The following is a 15091-nucleotide window of genomic DNA, read 5'->3' on the forward strand; positions in this document are numbered from 1 at the left end:
ATATGGTGTGGTAAAAAAACCTGCACGAGGGCAGGTGTTCAGGCGGGGGTGTCGGCCTTGGTGGTCATCTGGTCGATCACGCCGCGGCAGTGTTTTTCCAGCGCATCGATTTCCGCCAACACCACGTCGATGTCACGGCGTTGTTCTTCCAGCTGCTCGCGTCGCGCCACCAGTAAATGCAGCAGCTTGAGTGACTGGCTGGCTTCGTCGCGGGCCAGATCATACAGATCAATGATTTCGCGTATTTCCGACAAGGACAGGCCAATACGCTTGCCACGCAGGATAAGCCGCAGCCGGGCACGGTCGCGGCGGGTGAACACACGCTGGCGGCCATCGCGTTGCGGCTCGATCAGCCCTTGTTCCTCGTAAAAGCGGATGGTGCGCAGTGTGACGTCAAAATCACGTGCCAGATCCGAAATGGTGAAGACTTCCTGTTCTGTCATGGTATCTGCTTTCAGTATTTATACGGATTGTAGCGTTTTTCCCACGGCTTCTCATCATGATAGACGTATTACGTTTACGTAATCGTAAACTTGTGGGATTAATGCCAGAAAAATGGGCCGCGCCATGCAGCGTGGCTGCCGTCGCCAAGGGAAGCGACGCATTCCGGATAAAGAGACCACACCTAGGAGACTCACGATGCAGCACGCCAGCTATGTTCACGGTGCCAGCCAGCAGCCGCTGATTGGCAAAACCATCGGCCAGATGTTTGATGCCGCCTGCCGGCAATATGCCGATCAGCAAGCACTGGTGGTACGCCATCAGGATGTGCGCTGGCGCTATGCCGAACTGCAGCAGCAGGTGGACCGGCTGGCGTGCAGCCTGATGCGCCTTGGCCTTGAGCCGGGCGAGCGCATCGGCATCTGGTCACAGAACAACGCCGAATGGGTGCTGACCCAGTTTGCCACCGCCAAGGCCGGGCTGGTGCTGGTGAATATCAACCCGGCTTACCGCCGTGCCGAGCTGGAATATGCGATTAACAAGGTAGGTTGCCGCGCCCTGATTGCTTCGCCCAGCTTCAAGAGCAGCAATTACATCGAGATGCTGCAAGACCTGTTGCCGGAACTGGCCGTTAGCCAGCCCGGTCAGCTTAAGGCCGCCCGCATGCCCAGGCTGGAATGGGTGATCCGCATGGGCCAGCAGGCCACGCCGGGCATGCTGGGCTTTGCCGATTTGCTGCAGGAAGCGTCGATAGCGGAATTGACAGCCTTGCAGCAACTGGGGGACAGCCTGCAGTTTGACGATGCCATCAATATCCAGTTCACCTCCGGCACCACCGGCAGCCCCAAGGGGGCGACGCTGTCGCATCACAATATTCTCAATAACGCCTTCTTTACCGGACAGGCCATGGGCTTCAGCCCGGCCGACCGGCTGTGTATTCCGGTGCCGCTGTACCACTGTTTCGGTATGGTGCTGGGCACGCTTACCTGCCTCACGCATGGTGCATGCATGGTGTTTCCGGCGGAAAGTTTCGATGTGCTCAGCGTGCTGCATACCGTACAGGAAGAGCGCTGTACCGCCCTGCATGGTGTGCCCACCATGTTCATCGGCCTGCTTGACCATCCGCAGTTCAGCCAGTTTGATCTGTCCAGCCTGCGCACCGGGGTGATGGCCGGCAGTCCGTGTCCCATCGAGGTGATGAAGCGCGTCACCACCCTGATGCACATGGCGCAGGTCACCATTGGCTACGGCATGACGGAAACCAGCCCACTCAGCTTCCAGAGCAGTGCCGACACACCGCTGGACAAGCGCGTGTCCACCGTGGGGCAGGTGCATCCGCATGTGGAAGTCAAGATTGTCGATAACGATGGCCACATCGTGGGGCATGGCGAAACCGGCGAGCTGTTGACCCGTGGCTATTCGGTGATGCTGGGCTACTGGGACGACCCGCAGAAAACCGCCGACTCCATCGACCCGTCGGGCTGGATGCACAGCGGCGACCTGGCTGTAATGGATGCCGAAGGCTATGTCAACATCGTGGGCCGGGTGAAGGACATGGTGATTCGCGGTGGCGAAAACATCTACCCGCGTGAGGTGGAGGAATTCTTCTACCGCCATCCCAAGATTCAGGAAGTGCAGGTGATTGGCGTGCCGGACGACCGCTTTGGCGAGGAGTTGTGCGCCTGGATCAAGCTGCGCGATGGTGAAAGCGCCAGCATCGACGACATGCGCGCCTTTTGCCAGGGCCAGATCGCCCATTACAAGATTCCGCGCTATATCGAGTTTGTCGACAGCTTTCCCATGACCATTACCGGCAAGATCCAGAAGTTTGTCATGCGCCAGCAAATGAAGGAAAAGCTCGGCCTGGCAGACAGCCGCACAGCTTGAATCGCTGCAGATCAAACTTGCATGCAATGGCCCCGGCGGAGCGGGGCTTTTTTCGCTACAATGCGCCCATTCAATCTGACTTCAGGAGTGCACCATGACTGATATCGTATTCAATGACGCCGATCTTGCCCGGCTGGAACAGTTGCTCACGCCCCTGTCGATCAGTGGCAGCACCATGCGCCCGGACGAGGTGCAAGGCTTCTTCGCCGCCCTGGCCAGCGGCCCGGATGCAGCCGACCGCAGCATGTGGCTGCCCGAAGTACTGGGCGATGCCCCGGAGTTTGAAAATGCCGAGGAAAAGGCCGAGCTGGAAGCCCTGCTGCAGAAGCTGTTTGATGTCACCGCCCACGTGTTGGCCGATGGCCGCGAGCTGGACCTGATCCTCTACGCCGACGAAGACGGTGACGATGACGAAGCCGACTACTGGCCGTGGTGCAATGCCTATTTGTACGCGCTGGACGTGGTGGATACCGACTGGTTTGAAGCAGCTGACGACGAAGGCTTCGAAGACCTGCTGATGCCGATTCTGGTGCTGGGCGGCATGTTCGAGGAAGAAGACGGCGAAGACCTGGTCACCTTTACTGACGAAGAAAAAGACGACTGCAAGGAACAGCTGCCAGAAGCCCTGATCGCGGTATTCAACTACTGGCGCGCCAAGGCACAGGCTCCGGCCACCGTACGCCGTGAAGGCGACAAGGTGGGCCGCAACGACCCTTGCCCTTGCGGCAGCGGCAAGAAGTACAAGGCCTGCTGCGGTAGCAACTGAGTTTTCTGCCAGCCTGCGGGCTGGTGAATGTCATACCTGAAAGCCTCCATACGGAGGCTTTTTCTTTTCCTGCCATTCATGCGGACTTTTCTGGCCGTCTTTCTACCTTTTTTGTGTGGAAATTGCTGATGACTGATGCAGGTAGGAAATAAAAACCTGTTGTTCTTCGCTAAGCGGCTCATGCTTGTGCGTCAGGATGCCAAAAGGAGGAAACGGTATGCTTACCTGGATTGGCAAGATTTGCACGATACCCATGTCCAGATAGTCTGTCATGGCGGATTCCGCTAACAGCATCACCGCATTGGTGTGTTGAATCAGTTGCAGCATGGAGTAAACCGAATTGCTCTCGATGATATTGCCGGGCAAGGGCAGTGCGGCGTGCAGCAGATATTGCTCCAATGCCATGCGTGCCGGGCTGCTGGGCGCTTGTAATATCCATGGCCAGTCTCGCAGTAATACCGGCAATTCGATATGTTGCTGTTGTAATAACACATGGTTTTTAGCCACCACCAGCCGCAATATTTCATTGCCCAATGGCCAAAAATTAAAAGCTGCATCTTCAGTTTTCGGGCTGCGCCGGGCAATGGCCAGGTCGATGCGTCCTTGTTCCAGCAGGCGGACCACTTCGTCGCTGGTGTCTCCCATCACGCGAATGCACAGGCGGGGCCTTTCCTGTTTCAAACGTGCAATCGCCGCCATGATCCGCTCGGGTGCCGCACCCATGATGGTGCCTACTGACAGATAGCCAAAGCCTTCTTTCTTCTGCAGTGCCAGCGTCTGCATGCAGCTTTCCAGATGGTGCAGGCTGCGGGTGGCGAACTTGATCAGCTCCCTGCCCAGTGCGGTGGGCAGCATGCCATGCGGCAGGCGGTCAAACAGCCGGCAGTCAAACATACCCTCGATTTCCTGCAACATGCGGCTGGCCGCCGGCTGCGACATATACATGCCTTCCGCCGTCCGTTTCATATTCTGGCTACTGCCTAATACCACCAGCATATGCAGGTGTTTGTAACGCAGTCGCTGCAGTAAATGACGGTACTGGGCGGATGAGTGCAGTACTGTTTTATCCATAAGCAGAAGGTATCGCCTGTTAATTAAATGTAATTGGATGAATTTTTCCGGTTAACGTAGTTTTGCTGCAGCAGTGTTTTGGCTGAGCACAATGAATGATCTGATATTGATCGAACTTATTTCAGGTGTTTTCCCTTTTTGGGAATTAATCAGCTTTATTTCGGTTTTTTATTGTGAGCCGTAATTTATTTCGCGGAATGCAAATACAAATTCGCCCCTGCTTCTGGCTTTGTCTGAGCAGGCTGGGTTTGGATGTTTACCGTAGGAGTAGCACGTCATGAATCAGCATCCGGTTATCAAACACGTCCGTGCTTTTACCCTGCGTGGTGGTGGTGCGGATTATCACGATCAGGCCGATGGCCATTGGATAGACGATCACATCGCCACGCCCATGTCCAAATACCCGGCCTACCGGCAGAGCCGACGCAGCTTTGGCATCAATGTACTGGGCACGCTGGTGGTTGAAGTTGAGGACAGCGCCGGCAACATTGGCTTTGCCGTGACAACAGGCGGCGAGCCGGCAGCTTTTATCGTCGAGCGCCATCTGGCCCGTTTCGTGGAAGGGGCCAGGGTCTGCGATATCGAGCGCATCTGGGACCAGATGTACCACGGCACCCTGTTTTATGGGCGCAAGGGCCTGGTGCTCAACGCCATCTCCGGGGTGGATCTGGCCTTGTGGGATTTGCTGGGCAAGGTGCGACAGGAGCCGGTGTATCAGTTGCTGGGTGGCGCAGTACGTGACGAGCTGCAGTTTTATGCCACCGGCGCGCGGCCAGACCTCGCGCGTGAAATGGGATTCATTGGCGGGAAAATGCCGCTGCACCACGGGCCGGCAGAGGGGGAAGAGGGCTTGCAAAAAAACCTGGCCTTGCTGGCCAGCATGCGCGAGCGGGTAGGCCCGGACTTTTGGCTGATGATCGACTGCTGGATGAGCCTGGATCTGAACTACGCCACCCGTCTGGCACAGGCTGCGCAAGAACATGGCCTGAAATGGATAGAAGAAGCACTGCCGCCGGACGACTACTGGGGCTATGCCGCCTTACGGCAGCAACTGCCGCCCGGCATGTTGTGTACCACCGGCGAGCACGAGGCCACGCGCTGGGGTTTTCGCATGCTGCTGGAAATGGGCTGCTGCGACATCATCCAGCCCGATGTCGGCTGGTGTGGCGGCATCACCGAACTGCTGAAAATCTCGGCATTGGCCGATGCGCATCAGGCGCTGGTGATTCCGCATGGCTCCAGCGTGTACAGCTATCACTTTGTCGCCACCCGTCACAACAGCCCGTTTGCCGAATTCCTGATGATGGCACCGCAGGCCGATCAGGTGGTGCCGATGTTCAGTCCGCAGTTATTGCACGAGCCGGTGCCGGAAAACGGTCGCATGCCGGTATCGCGGCTGGACCGTCCCGGTTTCGGCGTGGAGCTTAATCCCGCCTGCGCCTTGCATCGCCCCTACCTGCACACTCCGGGAGGCTGAAATGACGCATGGACAAGCACTTTGCACCCTGGCTTTCCGCATGCAGTTGTTTCCGGGGCAAGCAGAGGAATATCAACGGCGTCATGCCGCCATCTGGCCGGAGCTGCGCAGCGCGCTGCTGGATGCCGGCATTGTCGAGTACCGCATTTTTCATGATGACAAGGATGACGCCTTGTTTGCCGTGCTGTACTGCAGCCAGCCCGACAGGCTGGCTGAACTGCCCAGCCTGCCGGTGATGCAGCAATGGTGGGCTTATATGGCCGACATCATGGCCACCATGCCGGACCTCGCGCCGCTACAGCATCCCTTGCACAGCATGTTTGTGCTGAGCACGGGGGAGGGGCCGCCATGCGCATCGTAGACGCCCATTGCCATTTCTGGTGGCTGGAAGGAAATCAGTACCCCTGGCTGACCCGGCGCAAGCCCAATCTGCTGGGTGATTACGCCGCGCTGGCACGTGACTTCCTGTTGCCGGACCTGAGACAGCTGGCCGAGCAGGCCGATATCGAGCTGGCGGGCGTGGTGCATATCGAAGCCAATGCGACGGATGCGCTGGAGGAAACCCGCCAACTGGAACACATGCTCGACTTGTCTGGCGATACCTTGCCAGTTGCTTTGCTGCCTTTTCTCGATCTGGCCAACCCTCAGGTGGGGGATCAGCTTGCCCGGCAACTGGCGGCTTCCACCCGCGTGCGTGGTGTGCGGCAAATTCTCAACGTGCATGCCGACCCGCAGTTCGACTACGTGGGCCGCCACTACATGCGCGAGGCGCAATGGCAGTGCGGGATGGCCTTGCTGGAACGCCACGGGCTGATCTTCGAATTGCAAATCTACCCCTCACAAATGCAGGAAGCCGTTGCGCTGGCCAGGCGTTATCCGGCTGTGCGCTTTGCGCTGAATCATGCCGGCATGTATGTGGATCGCCATGCGCCTGCCGGCTGGCGCGCGTGGCGGGATGGCATGCGGGCCCTGGCAGCCTGCCCGAATGTGCAGGTAAAGCTGAGCGGTTTCGGCATGCTCGACCACCACTGGACCGAGGACAGTCTGCGGCCGCTGGTGTACGTGGCCATCGACGCCTTCGGCAGCGCACGCTGCATGTTTGCTTCCAATTTCCCGGTGTGCAGCCTGTACACCTCCTACCGCAGGCTGTGGCAGGCCTATGACAATTTGCTGGCGCAGGCAGCCGCACATGAGCGTCGTGCCATGTTTGCCGACAACGCCTGGCGTTTTTACCAATTGGGAGACTAGCCAGATGGCCATCATTCTGCTGGGTCTGTTGTTTCATTTCATCGGCTCGTTTTCATCCGCCAGTTTTTATCTGCCGTATCGCAGCGTGCGGCTGTGGTCCTGGGAAAACTTCTGGCTGCTGGGCGGCTTGTTTTCCTGGCTGATTGCCCCGTGGCTGGCCATTGCCCTGACCATTCCGGCTTTTGCTTCCATTCTTGAGGCGGCAGACAGCGGGACACTGGGCTGGACTTACTTCTTCGGCGTGTTATGGGGCATCGGTGGCCTCACCTTTGGCCTCGCCATGCGCTATATCGGCCTGTCGCTGGGCATGTCCATCATCATGGGTCTGACATCCGCCCTGGGTGCCCTGATGCCGCCGCTGTTCAATGACCTGTTTGGCCGCGAGGACGGTTTGCGCCTGAGCCAGATGCTGCTCAGCAGCGGTGGGCAGATGGTGCTGCTGGGCGTGCTGGGCTCGCTGATCGGCATCGTGTTGTGCGGGGTGGCCGGCATGCGCAAGGAGCGCGAAGTCGATCTGGCGACCAAGCAGAGTGCAGTCAGGGAATTCAACATGAAAAAGGGCATCGCCGTTGCGCTGGTGTCCGGTTGCCTGAGTGCCTGTTTCAGCTACGGCATCAATGCGGGCAAACCACTGGCGCTGGCCGCGGTGGCGCACGGTGCCAATTCCCTGTTCATGAACAATCTGACCTTTGCCGTCATCATGCTCGGTGGCCTCACCACCAATGCGCTGTGGTGTCTGCACCTGTCCTTGCGCCGTCGCAGTCTGGGCGAGTTCGTCAATCGCAATACTCCCTTGCTGCGCAATTACCTGCTGTGCGCGCTGGGCGGCTTGCTGTGGTATCTGCAGTTCTTCTTCTATGGCATGGGCGAAAGCCGTTTGCATAACCCCACCAGCTCGTGGGTGCTGCACATGTCTTTCATCATCCTGATTTCCAATCTGTGGGGTGTCTGCCTGGGCGAGTGGCGCGGCACTGCGCCGCAAACACGCCGCATCCTGTTGCTGGGCATTGTGGTCATTATTGCCGCCATCGGCATGGTGGGTTTTGGTAGTGCAGTTCATTAAGCTCGGCTGGCAAAGACGGGATTTGTCCTTGGTCCCGGCCTGCGGTGGTGGGCATGGGATCAAGGGTTTGCTGTAGCACATCGGGCTTGTATCGCCGGTATTCCTGAGGAGACAAAGCGATGTTGTTAGCAGGTAAGCGAGTGGTGATTACCGGGGCGTCCCGTGGCATAGGGCGGGCCATTGCACTGGGCTGTGCCCGCCATGGGGCGGATGTGATGCTGGGCCACAGTGGCCGCAGCAGTGCGGATGACATTCTGACGCTGCGTCACCAGATTGAGGTTCTGGGACGCAAGGTGGCTGATCAGGCGGGTGATATCGGCGACCCGGACACCGGTGCCGCGCTGATTGCCATGGCCGTGGAGCGCTTGGGCGGAGTGGATGTCTTCATCAGCAATGCGGGCATCTGTCCTTTCCACGCCTTTCTGGATATGTCGCAGGAAACGTATTACCGCACGGTGAATACCAATCTCAACGGTGCCTATTTTGCCGTACAGGCGGCCGCACGCCAGATGCAGCAGCAGGGCGAGGGCGGTGCCATCATTGCCGTCAGTTCCATCAGTGCCCTGGTGGGCGGTGGCATGCAAACCCACTACACCCCCACCAAGGCCGGTTTGCTGTCGCTGATGCAGTCCTGCGCCATTGCCTTGGGGCCGTTTGGCATCCGTTGCAATGCCTTGTTGCCGGGCACCATAGAAACCGATATCAACCGGGAGGATCTGGCCGATCCGCACAAGCGCAGCTATATGCAAAACCGCATCCCGCTGGGGCGGCTGGGGCAGCCGGAGGATCTGGTCGGCCCGGCGGTATTCCTGGCATCCGACCTGGCGCGCTATGTCACCGGTGCCAGCCTGCTGGTGGATGGCGGCATGTATGTCAATCTGCAATAGGAGTGGCCCATGCAACTGCCAAGCAATCATTTCAAATCTGCCTTAAGACAAGTGCGCTTATCAGTCCCCTTGTACGGTATCTGGGCTGGCATGGCTTCCGCCTATAGCGCGGAAATCCTGGCAACCACCGGCCATGACTGGATCTTGCTCGATGGCGAACACGCGCCCAATACCGTGCCCACGCTGTTGGGACAGCTACAGGCGCTGGCGGCTTATCCCGTCAATCCGGTGGTGCGCATTCCGCATGGCGACCCGGCATTGATCAAGCAGGTGCTGGATATCGGCGCACAAAGCCTGATGGTGCCGATGGTGGAGAGCGCAGCGCAGGCCGCAGCCCTGGTGCGGGCCATGCGTTATCCGCCAGCGGGGATACGTGGTGTCGGCGGCGGGCTGATTCGTGCCACCCGTTGGGATGCGGTGGTGGATTACATACCACAGGCCGATCAGGCGCTTTGTCTGGTGGTGCAGATCGAATCTTCTCGCGGGGTGGAAAACGCGGCGCAGATAGCCGCAGTGGAAGGGGTGGATTCCATCTTTATCGGCCCGGCCGACTTATCCACCAGCATGGGTCACGCGGGTAATGCCAGCCATGCCGAGGTCCAGCACAGCATCCGCCACACCATTGACTGCTGTCTGGCACAGGGCAAGGCCTGCGGCATTCTGGCACCCAATGAGCAAGATGCCCGCCGCTATGCCGAGTGGGGCTGCAGCTTCATTGCCATCAGCATCGATATCCCGCTGCTGCGTCAGGCGGCACTGGCCAGCCTGGCACGTTTCCGCGCGTCCCCTGTACCTGCCAGCGGCAAGCAAGCTTATTAGATCTCCCCCGGCAAGGGTCCCCTCGGGTGATGTGCGCCCAGCATGCCAACATGATTTTTCAGGAGCATTCCGATGTCTGAAATTCAGCAATTGCGCCATTACATCAATGGCCGTTTTATCGAAGGTGCCGATCACCATGGGGTGAGTAATCCGGCCAATGGCCAGATGCTGGCCCATTCTCCGCAGGCTTCCGCGCAGCAGGTGGCACAGGCCATCAGCGCAGCCCGTGCCGCCCAGCATGACTGGGCTGCGCGTCCGGCCATCGAACGTGGCGGCTTTCTGCGCAGTATTGCCGCCCTTGTTCGTCAGCAAGTGGATGTGCTGGCCCATACCATTACCGCAGAGCAAGGCAAAACCCTGGCGCTGGCCAAGGTTGAAGTGGGCTTTACGGCCGATTACCTGGACTACATGGCCGAATGGGCCAGACGCATCGAAGGAGAAGTCATCAGCAGCGACCGGGCCGGCGAGCAGATATTCCTGCTGCGCAAGCCCTTGGGCGTGGTGGCCGGCATCCTGCCCTGGAATTTTCCTTTCTTTCTGATTGCCCGCAAGATGGCTCCGGCCCTGCTGACCGGCAATACCATCGTGATCAAGCCCAGCGAGGAAACGCCGATCAACTGCCATCTGTTCAGCCAGCTGGTCGCGCAGTCAGGCTTGCCGGCCGGGGTGTTCAATGTGCTGTATGGCCGGGGACAGACCGGGGCTGACATGGCTGGCAGCGCGGATGTCGACATGATCAGCTTTACCGGCAGTGTGGCGACCGGTGCGCGCATTGCCGCAGCGGCGGCCCCGCATATCACCAAACTGAATCTGGAACTGGGTGGCAAGGCCCCTGCCATCGTACTGGCCGATGCCGACCTCGATCTGGCTGCCAGGGCCATTCACGCTTCGCGCATCATCAATACCGGTCAGGTTTGCAACTGTGCCGAACGGGTTTATGTCGAGCGCAAGGTAGCAGATGCCTTCATCGACAAGGTGGCCAGCGCCATGGCGGCAACCCGCTATGGCGATCCGCTGGCGGTGCCGGATATCGACATGGGGCCGCTGATCAACCGTCAGGCATTGGACCGGGTGCAGGCAAAAGTGGCGCAGGCGGTGCAGGAGGGGGCGCAGCTGATTACGGGTGGTCAGGTGGCGGATCTGGGGTCTGGATTCCATTTCCAGCCCACGGTGCTGGCCGGCTGCCATGGGCAGATGGATGTCATGCTGCAAGAGATATTCGGCCCGGTATTGCCCATACAGGTGGTGGACAGTCTGGAGGAGGCGATTGCCCTGGCCAATGACTCTGCCTACGGCCTCACCTCATCCCTCTATACCCGCGATCTGGCCAAGGCGATGCAGGCAATGCGAGAACTGGACTTCGGCGAAACCTATATCAACCGGGAAAACTTTGAAGCGATGCAGGGTTTCCATGCCGGGGTACGTCAATCCGGCATTGGTGGTGCTGATGGCAAGCATGGCCTGTACGAATACACCCATAGTCATGTGGTGTATTTACAGGCTTGAGTTGCATCAGTTGCTGCTGGGTATGGGTGCTTTGTTCCCCGTACTGTCATGCAAAAAGCATGACAGGCGATGAAGGTTTTGATTAGAATGAAACCGAGAGTACGAGCTCTCTTTTTTTCATTCCTTTATTCATAAGCCCGGGTTTTCCGGGCTTTTTTTTGTCTGCCAGCAGGATATCAGGTAGCGGTAAGCCATAAAAAAACGGCCCCGCAGGGCCGCTCAACAGGGTAGAGCCAGCAATCAGAAAATAAAGTGTTCTTCGTCCAGTGCCATCAGTGGTGCAGCACCGCCCTTGATGCGCGCCAGCAGGGTATGCACTTCGGGGAAGAGTTTGGCCATGTAGAAGCGACCGGTGGCAATCTTGGCCTGGTAGAAGGCATCATCGCCCTTGCCCAGGCTGGCATGCGCCACCTCAGCCATGCGCGCCCACAGCCAGGCATAAGTCAGATGGCCGATCAGGCGCAGGTAGTCGGTGGCTGCTGCACCGGCTTCGTCCTTGTTCTGCAGGCTGGCCATGCCAATGCCCATGGTGACTTCGCCCACGTCCTTCATCAGCCTGGACAGCGGGGCAATATATTCCGCCAGCTTGTCATTGCCTTCATTGGCCTGGCAGAACTGGTGAATCTGCTTGGTGAACTTGCGCAGTTTCTGGCCCTGATCCAGCAATACCTTGCGGCCCAGCAGGTCGATGGCCTGGATGCCGTTGGTGCCTTCGTAGATTTGCGAGATGCGGCAGTCGCGCACCAGTTGCTCCATGCCCCATTCGCGGATGAAGCCGTGGCCACCAAATACCTGCATGCCCATATTGGCCGCCTCAAAACCGTTATCGGTCATGAAGGCCTTGGCCACCGGGGTGAGCAGGGCCACCAGATCCGCCGCATCCTGCCGCTGTGCGGCATCCGGGTGCTTGTCTTCGATATCCAGTTGCAGTGCCAGCAGGGCGGTCAATGCACGGCCTGCCTCGGTATAGGCTTTCTGGGTCAGCAGCATGCGGCGCACGTCCGGATGCACGATGATGGGGTCGGCCGGTTTGTCCGGGTATTTGTTGCCGGTGAGTGCGCGCATTTGCAGGCGTTCGCGTGCATAAGCCAGTGCGCCCTGGAACGACGCTTCGCCAATGCCCAGGCCCTGCATGCCGCAACCCAGGCGGGCGGCGTTCATCATGGTGAACATGCAGGCCAGGCCCTTGTTGGCCTCGCCAATCAGCCAGCCCTGTGCCTCATCCAGATTGATCACCGCCGTGGCATTGGCCTTGATGCCCATCTTGTGTTCCAGGCTGCCGCAGGCCACGGTGTTGCGGCTGCCATCGGCCAGGAATTTGGGCACGATGAACAGCGAGATGCCCTTCACATCCTTCGGTGCATCCGGCAGACGTGCCAGCACCAGATGGATGATGTTGTCGGACATGTCATGCTCGCCCGCCGAGATGAAAATCTTGGTACCGGTAATGCGGTAGCTGCCATCGCCATTCGGTTCGGCGCGGGTTTTCAGCAGACCCAGGTCGGTGCCGCAATGCGGTTCGGTCAGACACATGGTGCCGGTCCAGCTGCCATCTACCAGTTTGGGCAGGTAGGTAGCTTTTTGCTCGTCGGTGCCGTGGGCGTGGATGGCAGAGTATGCACCGTGTGACAGGCCGGGGTACATCGACCAGGCTACGTTGGAAGAGCACTGCATTTCCATCACCGGGAAAGCCAGCGACTTGGGCATGCCCTGGCCACCGTAGGTCGGGTCGCAGTCCAGTGCCGGGAAGCCTAGTTCGCAATACTGCTTGTAGGCTTCCTTGAAGCCTGGCGGTGTGGTGACAGCCTTGGTGGTGGGGTCGAACTGGCAGCCTTCTTCATCGGCCTGGCGGTTCAGTGGTGCCAGCTCGCTTTCACAGAATTGGGCTGCAGCTTCCAGATAGGAAGTAAAAATGTCCTGGGTGGCTTCTTCATAGCCGGGCAGCCCGGGGATGATGTCCTGTACTTTGATCAGTTCGTTGAGCACAAAGTCAAAGTCACGCAGCGGGGCTTTATATGCGGGCATGAGGTCTCTCCTTGTTGGTTGCGCTGCCCGGGTTTTCCGGGTCGAATAGCCATGGGTGGCGGAGCGTTTTTATTGATTCGCTTAATTCAAACGCTTGTTTAAATTATTCTGCGCCGTTTGACAACTCTTTTGTCAGCTGGCTCCTGCCGGTGTGGCTTTACGACAACGGGAACCAACTCCTGCCATGCGAACTTTCTTGCGTCGTGCCAGTAATTATCGCCATCAGTTGCTGTATCGCCCCGGACTGGGATGGTTGGGCCGCTGGCTGGATCAGCCGGCCTACTGGACCCTGAATCGCCGCAAGGTGGCGCGGGGAGTGGCGTTAGGCCTGTTTGCCGGTTTACTGCCTGGTCCGCCCAAGCGGCTGTCCACGCTGATGCTGGCCTTGTGCTTGAAGGTGAATCTGCCGGCTGCCTTGTTGGCGACGCTGTACAGCAATCCGCTAACCATCCTGCCAATTTATTTTCTGGCGTATTCCTGTGGACTGCTGTTACTGGGCGACCCTGCTGCAGGTACAATGAGCCAGCCTCCGGCATGGGCGGAGCAAGACTTGTGGCAGTGGGGCCAACAAGTGCTGGACTGGCTGCTGGCATTGGGATGGCCGCTGTTGCTGGGCTTGCTGGTGTTTGGCCTGACCTTGTCCACACTGGGGTATCTGGCAGTCATGCTGGGCTGGCGTTGTGCCGTGGTCCGTAACTGGAAAAACAGAAAGGCAGCACGTGGATCTTGTTGAAAAGCAATTGCAGTCGGCACTGGTGTACGAGGGTGGGTTTCTCCAGGTGCACAAGGACAAGGTATTGCTGCCGGATGGTGCAGAGGCCAGCCGCGAGTACATTCTGCATCCTGGTGCAGTTGCCATCCTGGCCCTGACTGCAGACCGCAAGCTGGTTATGGAGCGCCAGTACCGCTATCCCGCCGGTCGCGTATTCCTGGAAATTCCGGCAGGCAAGATCGACCCGGATGAAGCCCCGGCGCTGACCGCCCGGCGCGAGCTGCTGGAAGAAACTGGCTATCAAGCCGCTAGCTGGCGTCACCTGGGCACGGCCTATCCCTGTATTGGCTATTCGAACGAGCAGATCAGCTATTACCTGGCCGAGGATTTGGTGGCAGGTGAGCGCCAGCTGGATGAGGGAGAATTTCTGGAGGTGCTGACCCTGCCGCTGGAGCAGGTAATGCAGATGGCGCTGAGCGGGGATATCTGCGATAGCAAGTCCATCGTTGGCCTGCACTGGCTGGCTGCGCATCTTGACGGGAGACTACCCGGTGCCACCGTTTGATCCTTATCACGAACGACGTGGTGCGCGCCGTCTGCAGATGGGCTGCAAGGCACGCATCAAGTCGCTGCACACCGGTGAAACCCACTATGGCGAGTGCGTTGACCTGTCGGTAGATGGCATGGCCTTTCGCAGCTCGTTTGTGCCACAGCATGGCGAACGCCTGTCTGTCATCGTGCTGGCACCTGCCGTCGGCGGCTTGCCAGGGAAGCCGCTGGAGGCCGAGGTGGAAGTGCGGCGCTGCAACGAGGTCAAACGTGGTCAGGTCTATGAAATTGGTACCCGTATCATCAAGCGCAAAAGCTGAAACAGCTGCTTGCAAATTGATACATAAAAACACCCCCAGTACTTTTAGTCGGGGGTTTTTTTATGTTATTGATTTGAAAAGATAAATTTTTAAAAATGCAATATGGAAAATAGATATCAGTAAATTTTCTTTGGTCATATTAAGAAAATTCCTCACTAAATTCAGTTACTTAGTTAATTTTTTTGGCATTTTCAATTGTTTCGTTGCTTTTGTTCTTGCTCTTCCCCGCATGTGCTATACCCAGAAAAAGAGAATCTGAAAGCCAGTCAGTACGCAAATTCTGCAAGGGGATAGCGGGTGCACCATGCACGCCGTGCGCA

The 15091-nt window shown here is 58.4% G+C and carries 15 protein-coding genes; 12 read left to right on the forward strand and 3 right to left on the reverse strand.

Annotation, left to right across the window (positions count from 1 at the left end; genetic code table 11):
- Positions 1–38: 38 nt before the first annotated feature.
- A complete protein-coding gene (locus QVF59_RS08150; protein ID WP_159878513.1) occupies positions 39–443 on the reverse strand; it encodes a MerR family transcriptional regulator in 405 nt (134 codons plus the stop codon).
- A 196-nt stretch (positions 444–639) separates the two neighbouring features.
- Between QVF59_RS08150 and QVF59_RS08155 the strand changes: the two genes are divergently transcribed.
- Together QVF59_RS08155 and QVF59_RS08160 are read left to right on the forward strand one after the other, a co-directional pair.
- Positions 640–2328, forward strand: coding sequence for an AMP-binding protein (locus tag QVF59_RS08155; protein ID WP_287878755.1), 1689 nt, complete (start codon positions 640–642; stop codon positions 2326–2328).
- 94 nt (positions 2329–2422) lie between these two features.
- A complete protein-coding gene (locus QVF59_RS08160) occupies positions 2423–3094 on the forward strand; it encodes a YecA family protein (RefSeq protein WP_287878758.1) in 672 nt (223 codons plus the stop codon).
- 102 nt (positions 3095–3196) lie between these two features.
- On the opposite strand, the gene QVF59_RS08165 is transcribed toward QVF59_RS08160, so the two are convergent.
- Positions 3197–4165: a LysR family transcriptional regulator gene (locus tag QVF59_RS08165; RefSeq protein WP_353851334.1), complete on the reverse strand. Its 969-nt coding sequence runs from the start codon at positions 4163–4165 to the stop codon at positions 3197–3199.
- Between the two features lie 277 nt (positions 4166–4442).
- On the opposite strand from QVF59_RS08165, the gene rhmD reads away from it, so the two are divergent.
- The 7 genes from rhmD (at position 4443) to aldA (ending at position 11165) form a co-directional block, all read left to right on the forward strand.
- Positions 4443–5642, forward strand: a complete 1200-nt coding sequence (rhmD, locus tag QVF59_RS08170; RefSeq protein ID WP_287878760.1) for an L-rhamnonate dehydratase — start codon at positions 4443–4445, stop codon at positions 5640–5642.
- 1 nt (position 5643) lies between these two features.
- Complete coding sequence (locus QVF59_RS08175) at positions 5644–6003, forward strand: L-rhamnose mutarotase (protein WP_159878503.1); 360 nt, start codon at positions 5644–5646, stop codon at positions 6001–6003.
- On the forward strand, positions 5991–6890 hold the full coding sequence (locus tag QVF59_RS08180; RefSeq protein WP_287878764.1) for an amidohydrolase family protein: 900 nt from the start codon (positions 5991–5993) through the stop codon (positions 6888–6890). Before QVF59_RS08175 ends, QVF59_RS08180 begins: the two co-directional genes overlap by 13 nt.
- A 4-nt stretch (positions 6891–6894) precedes the next feature.
- Positions 6895–7953, forward strand: coding sequence for an L-rhamnose/proton symporter RhaT (gene rhaT / locus QVF59_RS08185; RefSeq protein ID WP_287878766.1), 1059 nt, complete (start codon positions 6895–6897; stop codon positions 7951–7953).
- Between the two features lie 119 nt (positions 7954–8072).
- Positions 8073–8840 carry an L-rhamnose 1-dehydrogenase Lra1 gene (gene lra1, locus QVF59_RS08190; RefSeq protein WP_287878768.1) on the forward strand — a complete coding sequence of 256 codons (768 nt, stop codon included), beginning with the start codon at positions 8073–8075 and terminating at the stop codon, positions 8838–8840.
- A 9-nt stretch (positions 8841–8849) separates the two neighbouring features.
- Positions 8850–9659: an HpcH/HpaI aldolase family protein gene (locus tag QVF59_RS08195; protein ID WP_287878770.1), complete on the forward strand. Its 810-nt coding sequence runs from the start codon at positions 8850–8852 to the stop codon at positions 9657–9659.
- Positions 9660–9740: 81 nt separating this feature from the next.
- Positions 9741–11165 carry an aldehyde dehydrogenase gene (gene aldA, locus QVF59_RS08200; protein WP_502866801.1) on the forward strand — a complete coding sequence of 475 codons (1425 nt, stop codon included), beginning with the start codon at positions 9741–9743 and terminating at the stop codon, positions 11163–11165.
- A 240-nt stretch (positions 11166–11405) separates the two neighbouring features.
- Here aldA and QVF59_RS08205 read toward each other — a convergent pair whose 3' ends face one another.
- On the reverse strand, positions 11406–13190 hold the full coding sequence (locus QVF59_RS08205) for an acyl-CoA dehydrogenase C-terminal domain-containing protein (protein ID WP_287878775.1): 1785 nt from the start codon (positions 13188–13190) through the stop codon (positions 11406–11408).
- A gap of 184 nt (positions 13191–13374) precedes the next feature.
- Here QVF59_RS08205 and QVF59_RS08210 point away from each other — a divergent pair, with 184 nt between their 5' ends.
- Genes QVF59_RS08210 through QVF59_RS08220 form a run of 3 tightly spaced genes read left to right on the forward strand, consistent with a single transcriptional unit; the run spans position 13375 to position 14771 of the window.
- A complete protein-coding gene (locus tag QVF59_RS08210; RefSeq protein WP_287878777.1) occupies positions 13375–13923 on the forward strand; it encodes a DUF2062 domain-containing protein in 549 nt (182 codons plus the stop codon).
- On the forward strand, positions 13910–14467 hold the full coding sequence (locus tag QVF59_RS08215; protein ID WP_159878487.1) for an NUDIX domain-containing protein: 558 nt from the start codon (positions 13910–13912) through the stop codon (positions 14465–14467). The genes QVF59_RS08210 and QVF59_RS08215 overlap by 14 nt, the downstream gene beginning before the upstream one ends.
- Complete coding sequence (locus tag QVF59_RS08220; RefSeq protein WP_159878485.1) at positions 14454–14771, forward strand: PilZ domain-containing protein; 318 nt, start codon at positions 14454–14456, stop codon at positions 14769–14771. Before QVF59_RS08215 ends, QVF59_RS08220 begins: the two co-directional genes overlap by 14 nt.
- The last annotated feature ends 320 nt before the right edge of the window (positions 14772–15091 follow it).

The sequence above is a fragment of the Aquitalea sp. genome, from assembly GCF_030150775.1.
GTDB classification, from domain to species: Bacteria; Pseudomonadota; Gammaproteobacteria; order Burkholderiales; family Chromobacteriaceae; genus Aquitalea; species Aquitalea denitrificans.

Coding starts and splice junctions, on each gene's coding strand:
- QVF59_RS08150 (WP_159878513.1), bottom strand. CDS start 443: ATGACAGAACAGGAAGTCTTCACCATTTCGGATCTGGCACGTGATTTT.
- QVF59_RS08155 (WP_287878755.1), top strand. CDS start 640: ATGCAGCACGCCAGCTATGTTCACGGTGCCAGCCAGCAGCCGCTGATT.
- QVF59_RS08160 (WP_287878758.1), top strand. CDS start 2,423: ATGACTGATATCGTATTCAATGACGCCGATCTTGCCCGGCTGGAACAG.
- QVF59_RS08165 (WP_353851334.1), bottom strand. CDS start 4,165: ATGGATAAAACAGTACTGCACTCATCCGCCCAGTACCGTCATTTACTG.
- rhmD (WP_287878760.1), top strand. CDS start 4,443: ATGAATCAGCATCCGGTTATCAAACACGTCCGTGCTTTTACCCTGCGT.
- QVF59_RS08175 (WP_159878503.1), top strand. CDS start 5,644: ATGACGCATGGACAAGCACTTTGCACCCTGGCTTTCCGCATGCAGTTG.
- QVF59_RS08180 (WP_287878764.1), top strand. CDS start 5,991: ATGCGCATCGTAGACGCCCATTGCCATTTCTGGTGGCTGGAAGGAAAT.
- rhaT (WP_287878766.1), top strand. CDS start 6,895: ATGGCCATCATTCTGCTGGGTCTGTTGTTTCATTTCATCGGCTCGTTT.
- lra1 (WP_287878768.1), top strand. CDS start 8,073: ATGTTGTTAGCAGGTAAGCGAGTGGTGATTACCGGGGCGTCCCGTGGC.
- QVF59_RS08195 (WP_287878770.1), top strand. CDS start 8,850: ATGCAACTGCCAAGCAATCATTTCAAATCTGCCTTAAGACAAGTGCGC.
- QVF59_RS08205 (WP_287878775.1), bottom strand. CDS start 13,190: ATGCCCGCATATAAAGCCCCGCTGCGTGACTTTGACTTTGTGCTCAAC.
- QVF59_RS08210 (WP_287878777.1), top strand. CDS start 13,375: ATGCGAACTTTCTTGCGTCGTGCCAGTAATTATCGCCATCAGTTGCTG.